General features: G+C 55.2%; 13 protein-coding genes. 6 read left to right on the top strand and 7 right to left on the bottom strand.

From position 1 onward, the window contains the following. On the bottom strand, positions 1 to 5,353 hold a 5,353-nt coding region (locus IM295_RS22400; RefSeq protein WP_193067349.1), incomplete at its 3' end, for an inverse autotransporter beta domain-containing protein. Positions 5,354 to 6,092: 739 nt separating this feature from the next. Between IM295_RS22400 and IM295_RS22405 the strand changes: the two genes are divergently transcribed. From IM295_RS22405 to IM295_RS22415, 3 genes are all read left to right on the top strand, one after another. Further along, positions 6,093 to 7,814, top strand: coding sequence for a S8 family serine peptidase (locus IM295_RS22405; RefSeq protein ID WP_226859538.1), 1,722 nt, complete (start codon positions 6,093 to 6,095; stop codon positions 7,812 to 7,814). A 378-nt stretch (positions 7,815 to 8,192) separates the two neighbouring features. After that, a complete protein-coding gene (locus IM295_RS22410) occupies positions 8,193 to 8,630 on the top strand; it encodes a hypothetical protein (protein ID WP_028015625.1) in 438 nt (145 codons plus the stop codon). A 16-nt stretch (positions 8,631 to 8,646) separates the two neighbouring features. Next, entirely contained in the window at positions 8,647 to 10,413 is a 1,767-nt protein-coding gene (locus IM295_RS22415) for a lytic polysaccharide monooxygenase (protein ID WP_126296588.1), read from the top strand. Between the two features lie 117 nt (positions 10,414 to 10,530). Here the strand turns inward: IM295_RS22415 and IM295_RS22420 are convergent, their stop codons facing one another. Beyond that, the gene (locus tag IM295_RS22420) at positions 10,531 to 11,280 is read right to left on the bottom strand and encodes an A24 family peptidase (RefSeq protein WP_045261192.1); all 750 of its coding nucleotides are present in this window, start codon (positions 11,278 to 11,280) and stop codon (positions 10,531 to 10,533) included. A gap of 45 nt (positions 11,281 to 11,325) precedes the next feature. Then, positions 11,326 to 11,544 carry an ANR family transcriptional regulator gene (locus tag IM295_RS22425; RefSeq protein WP_120247323.1) on the bottom strand — a complete coding sequence of 73 codons (219 nt, stop codon included), beginning with the start codon at positions 11,542 to 11,544 and terminating at the stop codon, positions 11,326 to 11,328. Positions 11,545 to 11,711: 167 nt separating this feature from the next. On the opposite strand from IM295_RS22425, the gene IM295_RS22430 reads away from it, so the two are divergent. Next, positions 11,712 to 12,908 (top strand): hypothetical protein, encoded by a 1,197-nt coding sequence (locus tag IM295_RS22430; RefSeq protein ID WP_193067350.1) that lies wholly within the window; start codon positions 11,712 to 11,714, stop codon positions 12,906 to 12,908. Here IM295_RS22430 and IM295_RS22435 read toward each other — a convergent pair. The 4 genes from IM295_RS22435 to IM295_RS22450 form a co-directional block, all read right to left on the bottom strand. Continuing rightward, positions 12,871 to 13,398, bottom strand: coding sequence for a cytochrome b (locus IM295_RS22435; RefSeq protein ID WP_028015621.1), 528 nt, complete (start codon positions 13,396 to 13,398; stop codon positions 12,871 to 12,873). The genes IM295_RS22430 and IM295_RS22435 overlap by 38 nt on opposite strands. A 62-nt stretch (positions 13,399 to 13,460) precedes the next feature. Next, the gene (locus IM295_RS23240) at positions 13,461 to 15,062 is read right to left on the bottom strand and encodes a glycosyl hydrolase family 18 protein (protein ID WP_063155412.1); all 1,602 of its coding nucleotides are present in this window, start codon (positions 15,060 to 15,062) and stop codon (positions 13,461 to 13,463) included. A 148-nt stretch (positions 15,063 to 15,210) separates the two neighbouring features. After that, positions 15,211 to 15,690: a hypothetical protein gene (locus IM295_RS22445; protein WP_126296587.1), complete on the bottom strand. Its 480-nt coding sequence runs from the start codon at positions 15,688 to 15,690 to the stop codon at positions 15,211 to 15,213. Further along, complete coding sequence (locus IM295_RS22450) at positions 15,660 to 16,400, bottom strand: helix-turn-helix domain-containing protein (RefSeq protein WP_048958867.1); 741 nt, start codon at positions 16,398 to 16,400, stop codon at positions 15,660 to 15,662. Before IM295_RS22450 ends, IM295_RS22445 begins: the two co-directional genes overlap by 31 nt. A 536-nt stretch (positions 16,401 to 16,936) precedes the next feature. Between IM295_RS22450 and IM295_RS22455 the strand changes: the two genes are divergently transcribed. Together IM295_RS22455 and IM295_RS22460 are read left to right on the top strand one after the other, a co-directional pair. After that, positions 16,937 to 17,533, top strand: a complete 597-nt coding sequence (locus IM295_RS22455) for a response regulator transcription factor (protein WP_028015617.1) — start codon at positions 16,937 to 16,939, stop codon at positions 17,531 to 17,533. A gap of 2 nt (positions 17,534 to 17,535) precedes the next feature. Then, positions 17,536 to 20,868, top strand: coding sequence for an ATP-binding protein (locus IM295_RS22460; protein WP_193067351.1), 3,333 nt, complete (start codon positions 17,536 to 17,538; stop codon positions 20,866 to 20,868). Positions 20,869 to 20,931: the final 63 nt, after the last annotated feature.

Genomic DNA, 20,931 nt, shown 5'->3' on the forward strand with positions numbered 1-20,931 from the left:
TGAAGGTGTATTCTGCACTCAGGGTCTGCCCCACCTTCGGCGTGCCGGAGATGTGCAGATTGGTTACCGACGGCGCCCCATAAGCGTCTACTGACGGGCTGCTCTGTACCGCTCCGGCCAGTGCTGGCTGGCTGCTGCCCGTCGGCGTCACCACCGCCTTAATGCTGTAACCCGCGTCTCCCGCCTGAAGAGTGTATTCCCGGCCGTTGGCCCCCTCGATCGGCATCCAGCTGGTTTTCTCATATCTCGCCCAGATATAGGTTGAAGCATCCGTACCGGTTCCGTTCGCTTTGAAGGTATATTCCGCCCTCAAGGTCTGCCCCACCTTCGGCGTGCCGGAAATCTTCAGGCCCGACACCGACGGCGCGCCATATACTTCGACCGCTGAACTTTCCTGCGCCACTCCGGCCAGAGCCGGGTGACTGCTGCCCTTCGGCGTCACCACCACCCGCACGCTGTAGCCCGCATAGCTGTCCGGCAACGTGAACGTGCGTGCCGTATTGCCAGCGGCGGCCGCATTCTTCCAGGTCTCACCGTCCTTCCACTGCCACTGGTAGGTGGACGCATCCGCACCGCTCCCGTTTGCCGTTAAGGTGTATTCCGCATTCAGGGTCTGCCCCACCCTCGGCGTGCCGGAGATGTGCAGATTGGTTACCGACGGCGCCCCATAAGCGTCTACCGACGGGCTGCTCTGTACCGCTCCGGCCAGTGCTGGCTGGCTGCTGCCCGTCGGCGTCACCACCGCCTTAATGCTGTAACCCGCATCTCCGGCCTGGAGGGTATATTCCCGGCCGGTGGCTCCTTCGATCGGCATCCAGCTGGTTCTCTCATACCTCGCCCAGATATAGGTTGAGGCATCGGCACCGCTTCCGTTCGCCGTGAAGGTATATTCCGCCCTCAGGGTCTGCCCCACCTCCGGCGTGCCGGAAATGTGCAGATCTGTCACCGATGGCGCACCGTAAACATCTAATGCCGGGCTGTGCTGCACCGCCCCGACCAGCGACGGCTGACTGCTGCCCTCCGGTATTATCGTTACTTTAATGCTGTAACCCGCGTCTCCCGCCTGGAGGGTGTATTCCCGGCCGTTGGCCCCCTCGATCGGCATCCAGCTGGTTTTCTCATATCTCGCCCAGATATAGGTTGAAGCATCCGCACCGGTTCCGTTCGCCTTGAAGGTGTATTCCGCCCTCAGGGTCTGTCCCACCTCCGGCGTGCCGGATGTACGCACGTCCTCCACCGCTGGCGTGCCGTAAGCTATCACCGCCTGGCTCTCCTGGAGCGTTCCGGTCAGCGACGGGTGACTGCTGCCCTTCGGCGTCACCACCACCCGCACGCTGTAGCCCGCATAGCTGTCCGGCAGCGTGAACGTTCTTGCCGTATTGCCAGCGGCTGCCGCATTCTTCCATGTCTCTCCGTCCTTCCACTGCCACTGGTAGGTGGACGCATCCGCACCGCTCCCGTTTGCCGAGAAGGTGTATTCCGCACTCAGGGTCTGCCCCACCTTCGGCGTGCCGGAGATATGCAGGTCTGTCACCAACGGCGCGCCGTAAATCTCCACACCGGATTCGCCTTTTTTGCCGTTGACCGTGGCGCTCACCGTGATGGTTCCACCGGTATTTTTCGTGGTGACGGTCATTGTCCCCACGCCTCCGGTTCCGGTGATGGTGCTGGTCTCCCCCCGAGCCACCAGCTCCGGTTTGTCGATATCCCAGACAATCGCCTCGCCCACTACCGCACGGCCAAAGCGGTCCTTCACCGTGGCGGTGTAGGTAATGGTGTTCAGCCCGTTAGCTTCCACGCTGGCCGCACTGGCAGTGACCGTCACGGCTGACGCTTTCCCGGTGACCGGCTCCGTTTTTGATGACGCCTTATAGCCCTCATTTTTGGCCGCGTTGGTAGCGGTTACCGCGACAAACAGCGTTGCCCCTGTGTCCTGCTCTGTCAGGTGATAACTGTCCGACGTGGCGCCGTCGATCGCGCCACCGTCACGGTGCCACTGGTAGCTCAGCTTCACCTCACCGCCGCCGTTCTGTTCCACGTCCACCTTCTCAACGCTTACCGTGTCACCCACCTTCAGCCCGGCGGTTTGGTTCAGCGTGATGCTTTTGATCGTCGGAATCCCCTGCAGCGCCACGCCGGACTCGCCCTTCTTGCCGTTGACCGTGGCGCTCACCGTGATGTTTCCGCCGGTATTTTTCGCGGTGACGATCATCGTTCCCGTGCCTTCTGTACCGGTGACGGCGCTGGCCTCTCCCCGGCTCACCAGCTCCGGCTTGTCGATGTCCCAGACAATCGCCTCGCCCACCACCGCACGGCCGAAGCGATCCTTCGCCGCGGCGGTATAGGTAATGGTGTTGAGCCCGTTCGCATCCACGCTGTCCGCGCTGGCGGTTACCGTAACATCTGACGCCTTCCCGACCACCGGCTCCGTTTTCAACGACGCCTTATCGCCTTCATTTTTGGCATCGTTGGTCGCGGTCACCACCACAAAGAGAGTCGCCCCCGTATCCTGCTCCGTCAGGTGATAACTGTCTGACGTGGCGGCATCGATCGCGCCACCGTCACGGTGCCACTGGTAGCTCAGCGTCACCTCGCCGCCGCCGTTCTGCTCCACGTCCACCTTTTCCACGCTTACCGTATCGCCCACCTTCAGCCCGGCGGTTTTGTTCAGCGTGATGCTGCGGATAATCGGGTAACCGTTGAGCGTCAGTTGCGTCGCTTGTTTTTTGCCGCCAATATCGACCTCTATTTGCGCATTGCCCCCCGCGGATGCGGTCGTAAACGTGGCCGTCGCCTTGCCTTCTGCATCGGTTTTTTCGATCGCGTTGCTCAGCGCGCCAAACTGCTGCGTGATTAACGACCACGTTACGGGTGCGTCCGGTACGCTATTGTTGTGCTCATCCAGCGCGATGGCGGTCAGCGTCGAAGTGCTGCTCCCATTGGCATTCAGCGTATCAGGGGTACCTTTAAGCTCAACATGATTCACCTTCCCGACAGTCACATTGACGATCTTCTGCTCATCACCGGCGGAGACTTTCACCTGCGTTGGCGCTTTTTCAGGTACAACGACGGTTGCACTGGCAATACCGTGCTCATCGCTGTCTCCGGTAGGCGCTTCCCGGAACTGACTCCCTTCTATCCGCCAGGTGATGGCCTGCTTACGGCTGATAACCGCGTTATCAAACCGGTCATACAGCTGTGCGCTAACGGCTTTATCCTCACTGCCTGCGACCACGTTTTCCGGGACGTCCAGCACCACTTTTGCCACCGGCCCTGGCTCAAGGCTTACGGGCGCTGACGGGCTACTCACGGTATCTACCGTGGCGTTCACCACCCACTTCTCTGCTGCTTTTTGCGGCGCGATAAGTGCGATGGATGCTCTTCCCTCGCTATCCGTTTTGCCGCTCAGGGTTTCACCGTTACTGCTCCACGTGACGTTCTTCTCAACCGTCAGAGGCTTGCCATCCTGATCGGTAACTTCAATAGTGAACGTCTTTTCCGTGGCAACTTCTGCGCGCTCGGGAGAGGCCACGAAGCGGATGGCAAGCGGGTGGGCAAAATCGACCACCAGCGCCATCTTCTCCTGCTGAACATTTTTATCACTGGCGGTGCTCTGGGTCTGGATCCCGCCTGGCGGGATCAGCGAGGCCGTAATTTCATCTTCACCATCCGCCATGATGTTTTCTATTTTTACCAGCGCCTGACCGTGCTCATCGGTACGTACGCTGTTTTGCGACAACGAGCCAAGCGAGTTCCTGCTCTGCCAGTACACCATCTGATCGGTCAGAGGGGAGCCCTGACCGTCTTTCACCTCGGCTAACACCAGCAACGCACCGTGACTCTCTTCGAAGAACTTCACGCTGCCGTCACGGCGGATCTCACCGGGTGAAAGCAGATGATCGATACGCAGGGTGGTTATCGTTGCGCTCCCGGTAATTTTCGCCGTTCCGCTCTCCCCTGGTATCCCTTTTTTGTTGAACGGTGTGACTTCAAAGACCACGCTTCGGGCCATATCACGCGTTTGCACCTCATACGTAGCACTGCCTTCCTTGAGCAGTTCGCCTGAATCTGCGTCATACCACCGCAGCCGGGTTTGCTCGGGGTCTTCATCCTCCCCTTCATTGCTTTTATAGAGATAACTCCCCTCCAGGATCTGGCCCGGGGACATGTCCCCCTTAATGGCAACGCCCTCGACGGAAGGGGCAAAATCGCCCGGCGTCACGGTCAGGTGATAGCTGGCGGAACTTAATACGTGCTCCGGATCGACAGGTGACGTTTCCGTCGCTGTGATGGTGACATCGCCCCGATGCGTTGGGTTCACCAGACCGCTGCCCGGCTCCACGGTCGCGATCGCCGTGCTGGAGGAGGTGTAGCGAATGACGCCCCCCTGCCCGCCTTTCACCGCGTGCAGCAAAGGCACGCCAGCCTGCGTGGTTTTTTCCGTCGGGCTGAAATAGAGACGTCTGTCTTTTTCTTCCTGCTTATAGGCGAGAACGATGTTGTTATTACGGGTAACGAACTCCGTGCGGGACTGCATGAGCGAGGGCAAAGCCGCCGCATTTTCACTTGCCAGCATCTCGGAAAGTTTTCGGCCAAACTCCCAGTGGAAATTCAGACCCACAGAGAAGTTCTCCCGCTGCCCGCTAATCATGCTCTGCTCCGCGCTGACCCCTACCAGCGGCACAGGTTGCCACTTAAGCCCGAGGTTAAGCCCGTGAGGGTTGTGGCTGGCCTCGCTGCGGCTGCCGTTAACGTCCACTTTGTCGCCATACCACTGGAACCAGCCCAATTTAAGCGCGACGTGCTGTGAAAGGGCCGTCTCCAGATTGAGATCCCAGCCGCGGGCGGCACGTTCATACAGTTCATAGCGGTCGGGATCGTCATTAAACATGCTGTCGTCAGAATGACGCCAGCCGCTCAGAGGCAGGTAGTAGTTCGCGGACGCGCGAATCCCATCGCTCCACAGCTCGGCGCCTGCCCCCATTCGGTTATGGTGGCGAGTGACATCCTGATCGAAAAAGAGGTTTCCACCCGCCATCAGATGCGGGTTAAAGGTATGCCGCCAGCCCAGGCCAACGTTAAGAATATCGCGCTCGTTCCAGCGGTGTGCGCTCATCTGAGTGAACAGAATGTCGTGTTGCCAGATTTTAACCGGCCACAGATAGTCCAGCCCGAAATCGCGGCTATCGCTCCCGCCAATACCGACATCTGCCGTAACGCGGGCTTTCCCGCCGGTATTGTTTAACCACGCTTCCACTTCCTGGGTTAACGCGGCATTCACCTCGCTATTTGCCGCACCGCGCAGGGCATCACCCGCGCCGTTTTGTTGGGCGCTTCCCCACATGCCGGCCATTTTATCCCGCAGGGGCTGATTGCTTTCGCTTTCAACGGTTGCGTGAGTTTCAGTTTGCGCCCGCGCGACGGGGGGAACCGTGAGCAAAAAGATGGAAAATAAATAATGGAAAAGGATTATCCACACGGATAATTTTTGACGTAAAGAACAGTACGAAACACTGGGCATTGTGACGCATCCCTTATTAATTAAACTCCCTGGTTAGCGATATTAAGATCCAGATAATTCCTAAACTCCATACAGCATTCAGGAGATGTTCATGAGATTTTCCGCCCCTCATTAAATTCAATGCTTAGGCGTTGATGTTTAACAACTCTTTCAGCTCGCCTCATGAATTTCTCAGCCCAATTTCAGCCGTATATTTTCCGGAGCAGGTAATTCTTAACATGGAACAGACACCTCGCAATTTTATTGCTGACCGTCTTCTTATGCAGGTTTTCCCCTAATGGCAGGATGATCCCAGCAATACTCTGGATGTCATTTAATAAGGAAGATCGTTGACATGAATAAAACTGGATTGGCCCTGCTTATTTGTGCACTACTGAGTGCCCCCGCTTTTGCGCAAAATTCCGTCACGCACGAGCAGGCCTGGGAAGGCACTTCGTATCTCTCCGTTATCGTGAAATTAAAACCCGGTACAACGCTTAATAAATCTTCACCCTTTTCATTACGCGACAGTACCCTCGCCGTGAGTCCGTTATTTACGGCAAATCATTTGCGCAGCAGTGAATTAAGCGAGATGGATTCGCTTAATGAACGCTACGGCTTTAACCGTTATTTACGTATAGCTCTGCCAGCCGATAAGCAGCATGACGCGGCGTATATCAATGACGTAATTAATGAACTGACGACGCGACAGGATATTGAGCTGGCTTACCCGGAATCCATGCCGGTATCGCTGGAAAAGGGTGTCAACGTTCCCGACGTGCCACCCTATTCCGGGCTGAGCTATGCCCTCAACAGTACCAGCCAGGCCACCGTTCCGGATTTTCGTGGATTGCAGGATTACACCAAATCGCCAGATGAAAAACGGCCCGGCTACTACATGGGTGGGGTAAATCGCGACAGCGTGAATCAGTATACAGGGCACGATGGTAGCGGCATTTCGCTGGTTTCAATGGAAAACAATGCGTGGAATACCAGCCATGTGAATTTGCCGCCGATCGAGTTCCATGAAGGGGATAAGCGCTATACGCCTGGCGAAGATCATGACACCAGCTCCGTCGGGATTATGGCGGCGAAAGATATCAATGCGGGCATTAAAGGCCTGACGTGGAACGCCCGCATGGGGTACGTCAAATGGCAGGCCAATAATCTCTACAATATGATCCCCAGACTCCAGGCAGGAGATGTGGTGCAAATTGGTATGCAGACCGGCGGAGGAGATGTGACAGGTTGCACCTCCTCTTGCTATGTCCCCCAGGAAAACGCTCCAGCCTATTATGACGTGATAAAAGCGTTGACGGATAAGGGCGTGCACGTGATTCAGGCGGCAGGCAATGGCAATGTCAACCTCGATCACGCCGGATTTAATGGGAAATTTGACGTTAAAAAGCGGGATTCCGGCGCGATCATTGCGGGCGCGTTTTGTGCAAACAATGGCAAAAAAGCCTCTTTCAGCACCTATGGCTCACGTGTGACCAGCGCCAGCTGGGGCTGCTGGGATGTGGTTACTACGGGTTACGGCGGTTTGCATAGCATAAAAAATGCGGAATACACCTCAAGTTTCTCCGGCACGTCCTCCGCGAACCCGATTATCGCAGGCGTGGTCGCCAGCCTGTCGGCCATTGCAAAAGCGCACAATATCACCGTCACGCCTCAACAGATGCGCTCCATTCTCCAGGAAACCGGTACACCTTTAGCTGCGGGGGATTCAGCGAAAGTAGGTACTCACCCCAATATGGCAAAAGCGGTAGCCAGGATTCTGGAACTCAAAGAAGAAGAGCAAGAGGAAGTAAAGGCAGTGCCGGGTGAAAGCTTTACCGTTACCGGCACGACCGATTCTTCCCGTGCGTATCAGTTAGACGGGAGCGCCAGCAAGAATGCCGTCTCCTGGAAATGGACTATCGACAAAAACAGTACTGGCACATTCTGGCTACAGGAGAAACATGCCGGAGGCTGGGTACGTGAAGTTTCAGGGCCTACCGCCCGGGCACTCATTCCCGCCAATACAGACGGAGAAGCAACCTACTGGTTAACCGTCACGGGCAAAGACGGAAGCGTGAGCGCTGAGAAGATCACCGTAACGGTGAAAAAACCACAGTTACCTGATATTCCTGATGACAGCGCAGAAGCGTATAACCCGCGGATCGCCTACCCGGTGAAATGTACCCGCGTATCGCATAACGGCAAAATCTGGCTGAATCAGTGGTATGTCAACGCAGGACAAGAAGAGCCAGGAAGCGGCGGTGAGTGGGGGGCATGGCGAACGTCGGATGCAGCTAATAATAGCTGCCCTTAAAAACCCTTTTGGTTAACATAATAGTAAAGCCTGGATATAAGCCAGGCTTTATTTTATTAATTTAACACTCAGGACAATCGTAAAAAAGTCATTTCGTAAACTCCGTACTCGCTCAGATTTTATTAATATGCGTCAAGGACTGAAATTGGCAGTACTATTTCATACTCTGTCGCGCTCCGCCCTCTTTACAGCACGAACGGTCGCTCTTCTCTGCCGAAACTCCCCGACTCTTAATTGCTCAGAGAAGTCTCTTATTCAAGCCGGTTGTCTCCTCCCGTTACTATTTGTCCCTGTTATCACACGGTAATAACGCCTTTTTACCTGCGCCGCAGGTGAGATTAACTTTTCGTTATTGTTCAGTAATAAATAAGGGAACTTATGAAATTAACAGGATCTGCTTTTGTCCTTGCCGCTTTACTGGCAGGGGCGGGCGTCAGCGTTTCAGCTAACGCCGCCACGACCTCGCCAGCAGCAAACTGCGAACAGGGTCACCAAAACTGCATGAAAGAACTTGGCTCACTGGAACGCGCCGTCAACGGTGAGAAAGTGAAGGTCGTTGAAGGGCAAACGATTCGTGCGCGCTTCTTTAACGACGGAACCGAACTGCCAAATCTGGAAACGCGCGTCACCATTCTTGCTGGCGAAGAGGCCCACTGGTCCTACGCCCTCGCCCAGGCTATCAATCAGCAGCACCCCGAACTGCGTGCCGGTTTCAGGCAGAGCAACGGCGAGATTACACCCGATGAGTCAGAGCCAAATAAGGTGTATGCCAAACAGAACAACCCTCTCAGTCACGTAGAAGTGTCCTTCAATTAATTCAGGGAAGATTATTTTGAAACTACTCAAGATGAATAATATTACGTCGGCGTTAGCCGTGGCATTGATTGGTATGTATTCCACGGGTGCACTGGCGCATGGCTATGTTTTTGAACCAAAATCCCGTTCGGTGATTCATTTCCCGCCGATGAACGATAAAGGTGAGCATAGTAACGTCTGGCCTGCTGACGCCGTGGAAGCGCCGAAGCTCCCGGCTGGCAACGATATGAGCCCAACCCCGATCGCCAACGAACAGCTATTCCAGTTCCCGCCGGATGGAAAACTGGCAAGCGGTGGTTCAACGGCAACTCCCGCCTTCAGCAAGCTTGATGACGAAAAGCAGAATACCTACAACAACCCGATGTCTGCGGGTCCGCACCAGTTTAAATGGCATTTACCGGCTAAGCACCGCACCACCTATTTTACCTACTACATCACTAAGCCGGACTGGCAGTCTGTTCCGGGTGCGGATTCGCGCCTGACCAGAGCGATGTTTGAAGATAAGCCATTCTGCCATAAGGTTTATACCTATGCGCCAGGCAACCCGTCGGCCGATATTTCGCTCCCGACAGGCTTCGAAACCCACACCTGCGACGTACCGGAGCGTGAAGGTAAGCAGAAAATTTATGCCGTCTGGCGCGTGCGCGATACCGATAACGCATTTTATCAGATGATTGACGTCGATTTTGGCGGTGAAGTCATTACCAAACCGGTAGCCAACGTCACGCCATCCAGTCATAACCTGTCAACCAGCACGCTGTCGCTGGACGGTAGCGCCTCAACGGGGAAAGAGCTGAAGTACAGCTGGGCTGTCACCAGCAATGCCGATAAGGTCATTCTGGAAAACAGTACCAGTGCTAAAGCCAGCATTCGCCTGAAGGCTAAACCTGAGAGCGATTTTACCGTCAACGTGAAGCTGACCGTCACCAATGATAAAAACGTGAGTGATTCAAAAACCGTCACCCTGAATGCCAAAGCTGAAGCGGATAGCACGGCACCGGAGGCGAAGGCAGGCAGTGACTTCACCGTTTACAGCAACAGTGAATCACGTGGTTATGACCTTAACGGTTCCGCAAGCGTCAATGCTGAAAAATACCAATGGACTATCGTTTCAGGGCAGGACATTGGTGCGTTGCAGGTTGCTAACGGTGGCGAATGGGTTTCAACCGTCCACGCGGCAAAAGCCCGTGCGCTGATTAAACCCGGCAAAATCGGTAAAGTGACCTATCGCCTGACGGTGACGGCCAAAAATGGCAAAACCAGCACCGACGATATCACCGTGACCGTGAAGGAAGCGCAGCAGGCTTCTGATGTGCAGATCAATACGGGCAACAACCAGGACACCATCGTTGGCAGTGACGTTATTGCTGCCGCCGTCGTGTCCAAAAACAATGACTCGTTAAAAGGGGCAAAAATTGAATGGTCCGCACTGAATCACGCCGATAAGATTCAGATCTCGTCACCAAATAACTTCAGCACCAACCTCATGGGTAAACATCCGTATACCGACAATGTGGACGTGACGCTGCAGGTGAAAGTGACGGCGCCTGACACCGGTAAAGTCTCCACGGCAACGAAGGTGATCAAGCTGCGCCCGGCACAAACCGATGTAAAAGCCTGGGATCACAGCAAGACTTACAAAACACCTTGTGAAAAAGTGAGCTATGAGGGCAACATCTGGCTGAACAGCTGGGAAACCCGAGGCGTTAAGCCTGGTTCCGATGGCGAGTGGGGCGTCTGGAAGAAAGAAGGTGCTGCCAACATGCCTAAAGAGTGCAAATAATACTGTAAGTTAACTCTGGCCGGGTCTTCACTGACCCGCGCCTGACATTATCATTCCCTGCCTACACTTTCGTTATCATTTTTGCGCCGGAAATCGCCCCTTCGTTCCGGCGCTTTTTTATCGGTATAAGATCACCCACCCTATCGCGGCGATAATCGGATACGGTCCGAAGGGAAACGGTTGACCGGGCTTGATCCGCAACAGAATCAGCGCCGCGATCAGCGCCAGCAGGGTCGAGGCAACAAAAACATCCAGCAGCGCCAGCGGGCCAAGCCACGCCCCGATCGCCGCCAGCAGTTTCATATCCCCCATCCCCATCCCTTCATGGCCGCGCAATAAACGGAACAGCAAAGAGAGCGTCCAGGGCACGCCAAATCCCAGCAGAGCGGCGATTAATGCCTGCGTTGGCTCCACCCGGCTATAGCCGCTGACGGCAAACGCTAGCGACATCGCCAGCAGCGGGAGCGTCAGACGGTCGGGCAGGAGCATGGTGCGCAGGTCAATAAACAGCAGCGGCAGCAAAAACGTCACCGCCAGCAGGTCGAACAGGCTCTGCGGCGTGACGCCCTGCTGCCAGATAATCACCCCGTACAGCAGCGCCATAAGCCCTTCAACCAGCGGATAGCGCCACGATATCGCCTGACCACAGCTGGCGCAGCGCCCGCGCAGCAGCAGCCAGCCCATCAGAGGAACATTGTGGCGAAATTTAATGGGGTGTTTACAGCGTGGGCAATGGGAAGCAGGCCACGATAAAGAGAGTGCTTCACCGTGGAGAATCAAGGGGAGCCGATAAATGATGACATTGCAAAAACTGCCGATAATGGCGCCCAGAAAAACGCTAAAAACGAGTATTACACTCTCAACCATGGTTCCACACTCTGAGGGACATGCAATCTCCGATAATAGCAGAGACTACTCGTTATATTTAGGCAGCCTGTTTGCACGTAAAGTACAAAAGTCTCCGCGCAAGTTCGCCCATTCAATATTCAGATGCGCTTTTGCATATTGTGCCGCTTCTTTCCACAATAATGCCGCGATATGCCACTCCTTTCCCTGTTCATGTTCTGCCGCTCGTGAAGAAAGTGAAAACCACAGGGTAGCAGGATCGCGTTTGTCGCTTTGCCAGTCCATCGTTAAGCCCTTTAGAAAAAATCCCAGCGTATCAATAGCGACGATAAAATAATTGAGCTTAAAATGATAAATACCTGAATAACGCTGAATGCCTCAGTGGGAGAACAACACTGATTACCAATATTATCCGCTGGCTGGCCTTTTCGGGTCTCTATATCCTGCTGGCATTGCTGAGCTTTCATACGCGGGATAGCTGGAGCCTCTCCACCACGCTCTGGCTCCCGGCGCCGCTGCTTTTCGCCGCGTTATGGCTGACGGCCCCGCGAGAGTGGCCGCTGTGGCTGGCTACCGCGGGCTTGCTGCATGTGTTTGCTGGCGTCTGGATAGGCCGCCCGCTCACGCTGGCGTGCCTGTTCGCCCTCTTCGACGTCGCGATATTTCCGCTGTGCGTCGCCGTCTTTCGTCTGAATGCGCAACTGCCTGCGCTGCGTTTTGCGCGCAGGCCGATTATTGGTGAACTGATCTACCCCCTGCAGTTAATCTTCAGCATTTTTTGCGGCAGCCTGCTGCTTAATCTGGCGCTGTTACTCTCAGGGTATCCGATTGCGCCTCTGCATTTTTTTTCCTGGGTGCTGGCGGCATTAACCGGCATTCTCGCCATTCTGCCGCTGCTGCGTGAGAGCAAAATGCCGTCGCACCCGCGGTTTAACGGGCGGGAAGCTCTGCTCCTTGCCGCGAATACCCTTGTGCTGATGACGGGGTACTTTTTCCTGCCACCGCTCTGGCAGGGGCTAAACCTGCTGCTGGTGCAAACGACGGTGGTTTTACTGAGCGTGTTTGCGCTCTCCGGGCGCGGCGTTGGCGCTCTGCTGCTCATTCAATACCTGATTGTGGTGCTGGCGACCCAGCAGCGGGAAGGGATTTTTTACACGCTAACGCCCGATCTCATCCCCGCAATCTGGCAGGCGCAGTGGTATCTGGTATTTTCGGCGATTTTTGCCAACTGTTTATATCAGTACCGCCGCTGGATCCAACAGCAACAGTCGCTCGCGGCCAGCACCAGTGCCATCATTATTCGCCTGTCGCAGACGGGTTCTTGCGTCGTGTTTCGCCTCTCGATGCCAGAGGAGGAGATCCACTGGCAAGGCAGTACGGAAGCGCTGTTCCCTGATGAGGAAAAGACGCTGAGCACCCTGACGCTATTGGACGCACACTGCGATACGCCGTTCCTGCCCGGTTTTCGCGCCTGGTACTCACAGCAACGTGAAAGCAGTTTTGCCCGGGAAGTTGTTCTGCAAACGCTGCACGGAAGGCAGATGCGCGGGATAGTGCTGTTTCACAGGATTGGCAACACCGCGCATCTGATGGGGGGAGTGAGCCTCTTTCTCACAGCATCCGCTGCAGAATCTCCCGCTGCCCACTAAAGGTGTACTTCAACACCGCCGCGACATGCCCAAGCAGAATCACACCCAGCAGAATGCAGCTATAGCGATGCACCTGGAAGAAAAACGCATTCACTTCGGCGATGGCAATCGGGCGGGAAACCGGCACCAGACCAAACAGGTTGTAGTCTTTTTGCAGCATCAGAAAACCGCTAACCAGCACCACCATAATGGTCAGATAAAACAGCTCATGAATAAATACCACCAGCTGTTTTTTACGTCCGGCTACCGTTGCCGGATAGGGCACCGAAGGGCGGAAGAAACGCCAGACGAAACGCACCATCATGATGGGCGTGGCGATGGTACCCAGCGACATATTCAGCACGGAGAAGAAGGTAAACCAGCGGGTTCCTTCCAACGCGTGCAGAATATAGCCCATGCACATCGCGTAGATAATGACGGCTGCGACCACCCAGTGCAGAAGGCGAGAAAACCGATCGTAACGTTTGGCAATAACCAGAGAAGTTTGCATAGTCGTTGTCCTGTAAAACAAACAGCACGGCTCCCTGCGAAGCCATGCTGTTTAAAAAGAGGTTATTCAGCTACCCACAAGTTGCGGGCCCGATCCGGCGACCAATGGCTGGCACCTGTATGGCCAATCTGACAGCGATAAACGTTGCCCTCATAGAGCACTTTATCCCCTACGGCATAGAGTTTGCCCGGCGTGAATGGGGTAACGTCGCCGCCCTGGCCGCCCTCTTCGCCTCCGCCATCGTCATTATCGGGCACGGTAACGTTGACCGGCTGGCTCGGCGTAGCGAAGTTGTTGGCTGCATCATAGGCGATGACCGTATAGCGATAGCTCATGCCTGGCTGGGTTTGGGTGTCGGTAAAGTTGAGTTCATGGGTATCACCGATCTTTTCCAGACCGCGCCAGATGGCATACCCCGCCACGCCCGTATTATCCTTAGCTGGCAGCCAGCTGAGCGAAACATCCTGCCCCTTCAGCGTGGCCTGCACGCCCTGCACCTGTGTTGGCGCCTGAGTATCCGTTTCGTCGCCCCCATCCGGCAGACTGCCGTCAAGGATGCTCTGGTAGCGGTTCAGAAATTCATAGCCGTAATGTTGACCATTTTTAGTGTTGCCATTGTCCCAGTTCACTGACCAGGTCATGAGCCCTTTTACCGCTTCATTTTTCGCTTCCAGTCGCGAAAGTGCGTTAAAGACACTCTGCGCGTCTCGTACATAGCCGGTTCCTGCCGCATCCGGGTTGGCCGGAAGACCAATCACCAGCTTGTTCGCCGGGATCTTCACATAACCACGCGTCCCGTTTGCCAGGCTGTCGGTGAGATAGTAAAGGAAAAGCTCTTTTTGACGGTCGCTATAGCCCTTCCCCCATTCCTGCGGCAGCCACCATTCACCGACTTCGTCCTTCTCCTCCTGCGTCATCATATTCACGCCGTCGCCCGCCTGGTTGTAATACTGTGGAGCGATAAAGTCATACACGCCCTCAAGATTTTGCAGGTAGGCTTTGTAGTTCACCCCGCGATCGGACTGAAGATAAGGGAACTCTGGCGCCATGCTGATGATGAAGTGTTTGCCCTGCTGCTGATAATGGTCGCGCACCATTTTCAGCGCCGCCGGGATCACCGTACTGTTGTCAGCAGCGGTAATGGCCGTCTGCTCCAGATCGATATCAAGACCATCAAAACCATAGCGATCGGTCAGGCGAATAATCTCCGCCGCAAACGCCTCAGTCTGGTCTTTGTTCAGTGCAATGTGCGCGTCAGCGCCGCCCAGTGAAATCAACACCGCGCGCCCCTGCTCGTTCAGCTCTGCAACCTGAGCGCGGAACTCCTCATCGCTCGCGTTGTAGGGTTTGAAGGTGGGGATATTCCCGCTCTGCCCATCCATAACTTTCATGAAGGAGACGTTGACGACGTTGTAGCCTCTCGGCACTTCACGCAGCGACATATCAGAAGGTAAGCCTCCCTGATAGCCGCGCGCTTTGTCTATCTCTTCCGGGTTAATTCCCCAATTGTGCCAATAACCGACGAGAATTTTTTTCTGACTGATATCCGGCATCTGTGAGGCGGCGTCGGTTGCGGCCGCATGGCTAAACGTGCTGACCAGCATTCCGCTTAACGCCAGGCCTGCGGCGATAGCGCTCAGAGATATTTTATTTTTCTTTAACATGGGAGATATCCTGCTCCAGGTTTAATAATGAAATCCTGTCCCGCAAGATAGAATATTCCTCTTCCTGAAAACAGGAGAACAGCTCACTGCAGCAGCAGATTTAAAACTCGCCAGCCTGGATATGTCTTATAATAAAATTATCGTGAGTTTATTTATACTCACACATTGCTACCCAGTTATCATTAATTTTCATCAGCCAGCTATCTTTATTAATCGGCTTGAATAACAGGTTAATATACTGACCATCTTCACTTATCAGAAAGGTCTTCTCCGGCAGCTGATCGCCAACGGCAATTTTTAATTCTGCCACCCGGCCATTGATGACGTTTCCCTTCTGTGTCACCGATTTTAACTGCAGGGTTCGGTTGAATACCCGGTTACCGGCCTCATCGGTTTTTACACCAAATAGCGTTAGCCTGTGGAGTTTAGGCCACCAGGTGATCACACCATTAAACTGGTAATGCTGCAGGCTTTCATCAATAAATTTGCCATTACGTATGACGCTGCTGCAGGGCTCGGCGGGCACTTTTCTACTTTCCAGGTAGTTGCTGGTCAGGTAAGCCAGCGCGCCACCCAGCGAAACGCTGATGCAAACCATCAATATGACGAATAGTATTCGTAACCGCATTTTCCCTCCTGAGATAGTTCGCCTTCACATTGCGCAACGAACACTTTTGGACCGTTCGACGCGATGTACACGTTATTGATGCCCGCCGGCAGGGCATGCCGCTTTCTCGCCAGCGCCTGCCGATCGACACTGCGCAGCGAAGAGAGATGAAACATGACGCCATCTACGTAGAGATTTTCCTGAAACGCCTGCGGCGTGTCGGCCGTGCAGACCACCACCAGCGTTGGAAGGATAATCAACAAGCTGCACAGCGCCGCCAGCAGAGTCCCGTATTGACGTGAGGGAGTTTTCATTGACTCCGCCGTGATAGCAGGCAACGACGGGCAATCGACGGGAGTGGGACAAGACGCGTTATCAGGCTCTTCTGGCGGCGGGCAAGCGACCTCACTGTCCTGCGTTTCGCAGGGTGCCAGTACTACACCATAACGGGGAATGGTTTTAATGATCGAGCCCGGCAGGCCGGCATTTTGCAGCTTGCGGCGGAGCATTTTTATAAGCTGGTGATAGCTGGATTCGCTAACAATCATGCCCTGGTTAAGCCAGATCTCTTCAAATATGGTCTCTTTTTTACATTTGCCGCTGAGAATCAACTCCAGCAAACGACGCTCGTTGGGCGTCAGATGTATATCACCATGATCCACGGTTGCCAGAGATGATTTTTCCGGTACGAACGTTACTGACGCTGAAAGAGAGATTTCTTCGTTATTCACGGGTAGGTCCTGGATAATAAAATTACAGCGTTTACATTGTTATGATGAAAAAGCGCAGGTATTAACAGTTACATGTCTGTTATCTAATTCAGGCACAAATTAACAACATATCCTTATAAATGATAGTACCTTCGCTCTTTGCGCTATTTCCCGTCCTGATTTTTCCACAACCAATTCATGATTTCAGAAAGTTTATTCTGAGTAACTCCTGAGTAATACCTGATATTCAACCTGAACAATAAGGAATTCCTTTCCGTACCTGAGAAATATCGTCCTCCATGCCGCTATTTCGCGATAAATAACAAACCATTCAGCTGCTCCGGAAAAAATCTCTATCATAGAATGTGAAAACGTCGTTACTTTACCTTTCGGTTTTCCATCAGGATCGGCTGATGCCCCCCAGCAACTATACAGCCCACCACTTTTTAGCTACTCTTTTTCACCTCACTCTGCTCTACACTGTAAGAGTGATGCTAAAGCGCCATTCGCTAAGATGTGCGGTGAACACCTGTCTTTTCCTTGCCGGATCGGATGTCATGCTAAAAACAGTTCTGATTGCCGACGACCACCCTGTCTATTTATTAGGCTTGCGCACATTGCTGCAGACGCGCCCGGACCTTTATCGGGTCGTTCACGAAGCGCTCAGTGCTGATGAACTCATGAATAAACTGGCGAGCGAGCCTGTCGATATCATCATCACCGACCTGAGTATGCCCGGCACGCGCAGCCCGGACGGATTAACCATGATCCGCTCGCTGATTCGCCATTATCCGCAGAGCATGATTGTGGTGGTCACCATGATCACCAATCCTGAGCTTCTGGACTCGCTGCGGCGCAGCGGGGTGCATGCCGTTCTCAACAAAGCCAGTTTGTCCAACAATCTGCTGCAGACGCTGCGCAGCACCCTGCGGGGGCAAATCGAACCGGTGAAGCCTCAGGCACAGTTGACCGAACGGGAAACAGAAGTGCTTCGCCTGCTGGTGCGCGGTTTCACCGTGAACGAGATCAGCGCCCAGCTTAACCGGACGAAGCAGACCATCAGTACGCAAAAAAAGAGTGCCATGAGCAAACTCAACGCCAGGAATGATTTCGAGCTGCTCCAGTGCGCGCAAAGTCTGGGGCTGGTTAGCTGAGCATGCGCAGAGGCTGGCTGGCGACATTATTTATCCTCATGCTGATAAGCGGGCACGCGGCGGCTGGTACGCTGCGCGTGGGCCTGCTGAGCGCCGCGCCGCCTTTTCTCGCTATCGATCGGCCGCCGGGTATTCTGGATGATGAACTCAGCATATTGTTTAGCAATACGACGCTGCCGGACGTCCAGCGTTTTAGCGACCCGGCAACAGCGCTGGATGCGTTGAAGCGAAAGCGCATTGATGTGTTAATTGCCGCCCGGCGTCCTGCAGCCGATCTGGTCGCCAGCGAGCCAATGTTCGCTTTCCCGCTGGCGTCCCTGAGCATAAAAGAGGGACGCGGCGGTACACTGTGCTTTCCGGAATTACCCTCAGAGGTCGCGACCCGCTGCTCTGCGACGGGTTCAGCCTCACCGGGGGAAAACGTCAGGCAGCTGGCAGCAGGGAAAGCGCGGGAATTCATCGCCCCGGAGTTTGTTTTACGTAACTGGCTGACCCACTCCCCCGCCACCACGCTGACCCTGACGCCGCTGGACGATACTCCCCCGCTACATTTTCGTGCCTGGGCTCTGCCTGAGCAGGCAAACACGCTGGAAATCTTCAACGAGCGTATTCACACCCTTAACCCGGAAGACGCTGAATGGCTGGAACAAAAGTGGCTTTTGCCGGACGGCAGCGTCTTTGACGCCCGCCATTCCCCCGTGAAGGAAAATGCGCCCAAAATCACGCTGCACGTTTTGCTTCCCGCTATTTCGCCGCCAATGGTCACGCTCACGCCTGACGGGCATATTCAGGGGGTATGGCGCGATCTGCTGCTCAATCTGTTTCCGTCCAACCTGTATAGCCTGACCTTCAACCTTGATGCGCCCCCGCTTCAGTATGCGGAGAACACGTTGCGCATAGTCGCCAGCGCGACGCCACCGTCAAAGAGTGCCATCACGTTTGACTCACTGAGCTGGGCCCTGCTCAGTGAGGACAGCAACCCGCTTTCCGGCTCCTTGTCCGCATTACAGCATAAGCGGATTGCCGTCATACGCATCTCTCCGCTTGTCACGTTACTGCGTCAGGCGTTACCTGCGGATAACCTGGTGCTGGTTAACTCGCTCGATCAGGGTTTTGAATTGCTCAAAGCCGGAGGCGCGGACGGGCTTGCGGGCGATGCGTTTATACTCCATCACCTGCTGCGCCAGCATAACGCCAGCAATCTGTCGCTGACGCCGCTGGCGCTGCCGGAAGTGCCGCTATGGTTTGTACCAACTATTTCTGACCCGGCGGATGCCAAAAGGGTGAATGCGGTCATGGCGTCCGTAACGCAGGCTGATATCTATGCGAGCCTTAACCTGTCGCAGGCCGTACAGACCACACCCACCGCCCCGGTGCAATCGCTATGGCTGGTCATGCTCGCCGTGGTGGCGATTTGCGCGGCATTCGTCGCCCTGCTGACCTTTAGCGCCGCGCAGAGCCAGCGACGCCAGCGCGAGCGGGACACGGCAGAGCTGCACAACGCGCTCTCACTCTGGCAAACTCTGATGAACAATGTCCCGGTGCCGCTGTTTGTCTGCGATCCGACCGGGCGGCTGACGCGCTATAACGACTCCTTTATTCACTCACCGTTACTCACGGCACTGCCCGAAGAGGGCGCCCCCTTTTTCAGCCTGCCTTTGGGCGAGCTTGCCCAACAGTTTACGTTGCCGCATCGCCTCTCGCTGCTCCATGCCGCGTCGCCGTTAACGGGTGAAACCACTCAGAACAATTCCACCCTTTACTGGTGGCTTTGCCGCTATACCGATACGCGGGGGCGGCCTCAGGGCGTGGTCGGAGGCTGGATCGATATCACTGAAAAAGCCGCGCTGACCGCTGCGCTCAATCAGGCGCTGGCGCAGGCGGAGCAGGCCAGCACTGAAAAATCGAACTTCCTCGCCCGCATGAGCCATGACATTCGTACCCCGCTCAACGCCATGCTGGGCCTGCTTGAGATGGAGCGCGACAAAAGCGAGTCCCTCAACATCGCCTGGCAGGCAGCCGGGTCATTGCGCGACGTGATTGGCGGCGTACTGGATTTGTCGCGCATTGAAGCAGGCGAGTTAAGGCTGGAGCCACAGGCCTGGCCCCTGTGGCAGACGCTTAACGCCAGCGCGGAGATTTTTGCCAGCAGCGCCAACGCTAAAGGTCTCCACTGGCGCAGCGAGTTGAACGTACCGCACGATGGCTGGTTCCTGTTCGATAAAGCACGGCTGAATCAGGTCATCGCCAATCTGTTGGGCAACGCCATTAAATATACGCCGCAGGGAGAAATTGTTTTTCACGCCGAGCTCAACGGTGAACATTTGCAGCTGTTGATTCGCGACACTGGCATCGGTATCCCGGCCGATGCCCTTCCACACCTCGGCCAGCCGTGGTTTCAGACTGACAGCAGCACGCCGCAAAGCAGCGGGCTGGGGCTGGCGATCTGTTACCAGTTAGTCGAGCTGATGGGAGGCGTGCTGACGATAGCCAGCGAAGCGGGGAGCGGTACGCAGGTGACGGTGAGCATACCGCTTCATGTCGCCAGCCCGGCGGCAACGGCCGATGAGACACCTGTAATAACCCCGCTGCCACCGCATCGCATTATGATCGTTGACGATTTTCCGGCAAACCTGACGGTGTTAGCGCTCCAGCTGCAGGAACTGGGTCAGGAGGTTATTCCTTGCGCCAGCGCTGGCGAAGCGCTTGCGCGCCTGGAAAACGAGCCGGTGGATATCCTGATAACCGACTGCCAGATGGCCCTCATGGACGGCTATCAACTTACATCGTTAATACTCCTGCGCGATATTGCCGGCAGTATCACCGCGCCGTCCGCTGTTCTCGGTTACACCGCCAGCGCGCTGCAGAGTGAGGACGATCGGGCAAAACATGCCGGGATGGACGCGTTATTGCGAAAACCGCTCTCCCTCAATGCCCTGCATCAGGCGCTGGCGCAGCAATACAGCCTGCGCAATCAGGGGCCTGACCTCAGCGAACTCCGGCGTCTGGCCAACGGTCAACCGGAGATCATGACCCTGATGCGCCAGCAAATGCGCGAAGCCATTACCCTTGATATTCGACAGCTACGGGAAAACACCCCGTCACCGCAAACGCTAAGCCAGCTCGCGCATCGTCTGAAGGCCTCCTGGAGCCTCTTTGCCATGCGCAACGCCACCCGCACCTGTCAGGCAATTGAAGTGTTGCCGGAGATGCTGGCGGCAGGGGTCATAACGGCTGAAGCCCTGCCTGCGCTGACATCGCGTTTCTGCGCGCGCATGGAAGCGAATCTGCAGCAACTTGATACCGCACTGAAGGAATTATCTGACAAGTACTAAAGAATGCTCTGCACAGGATCTGTATCTTTCTGGTCATCCGGCGGCGTTATCCCTACCGTCGCC

This window comes from Enterobacter cloacae complex sp. P14RS (assembly GCF_014895895.1).
Lineage (GTDB): Bacteria > Pseudomonadota > Gammaproteobacteria > Enterobacterales > Enterobacteriaceae > Enterobacter > Enterobacter bugandensis.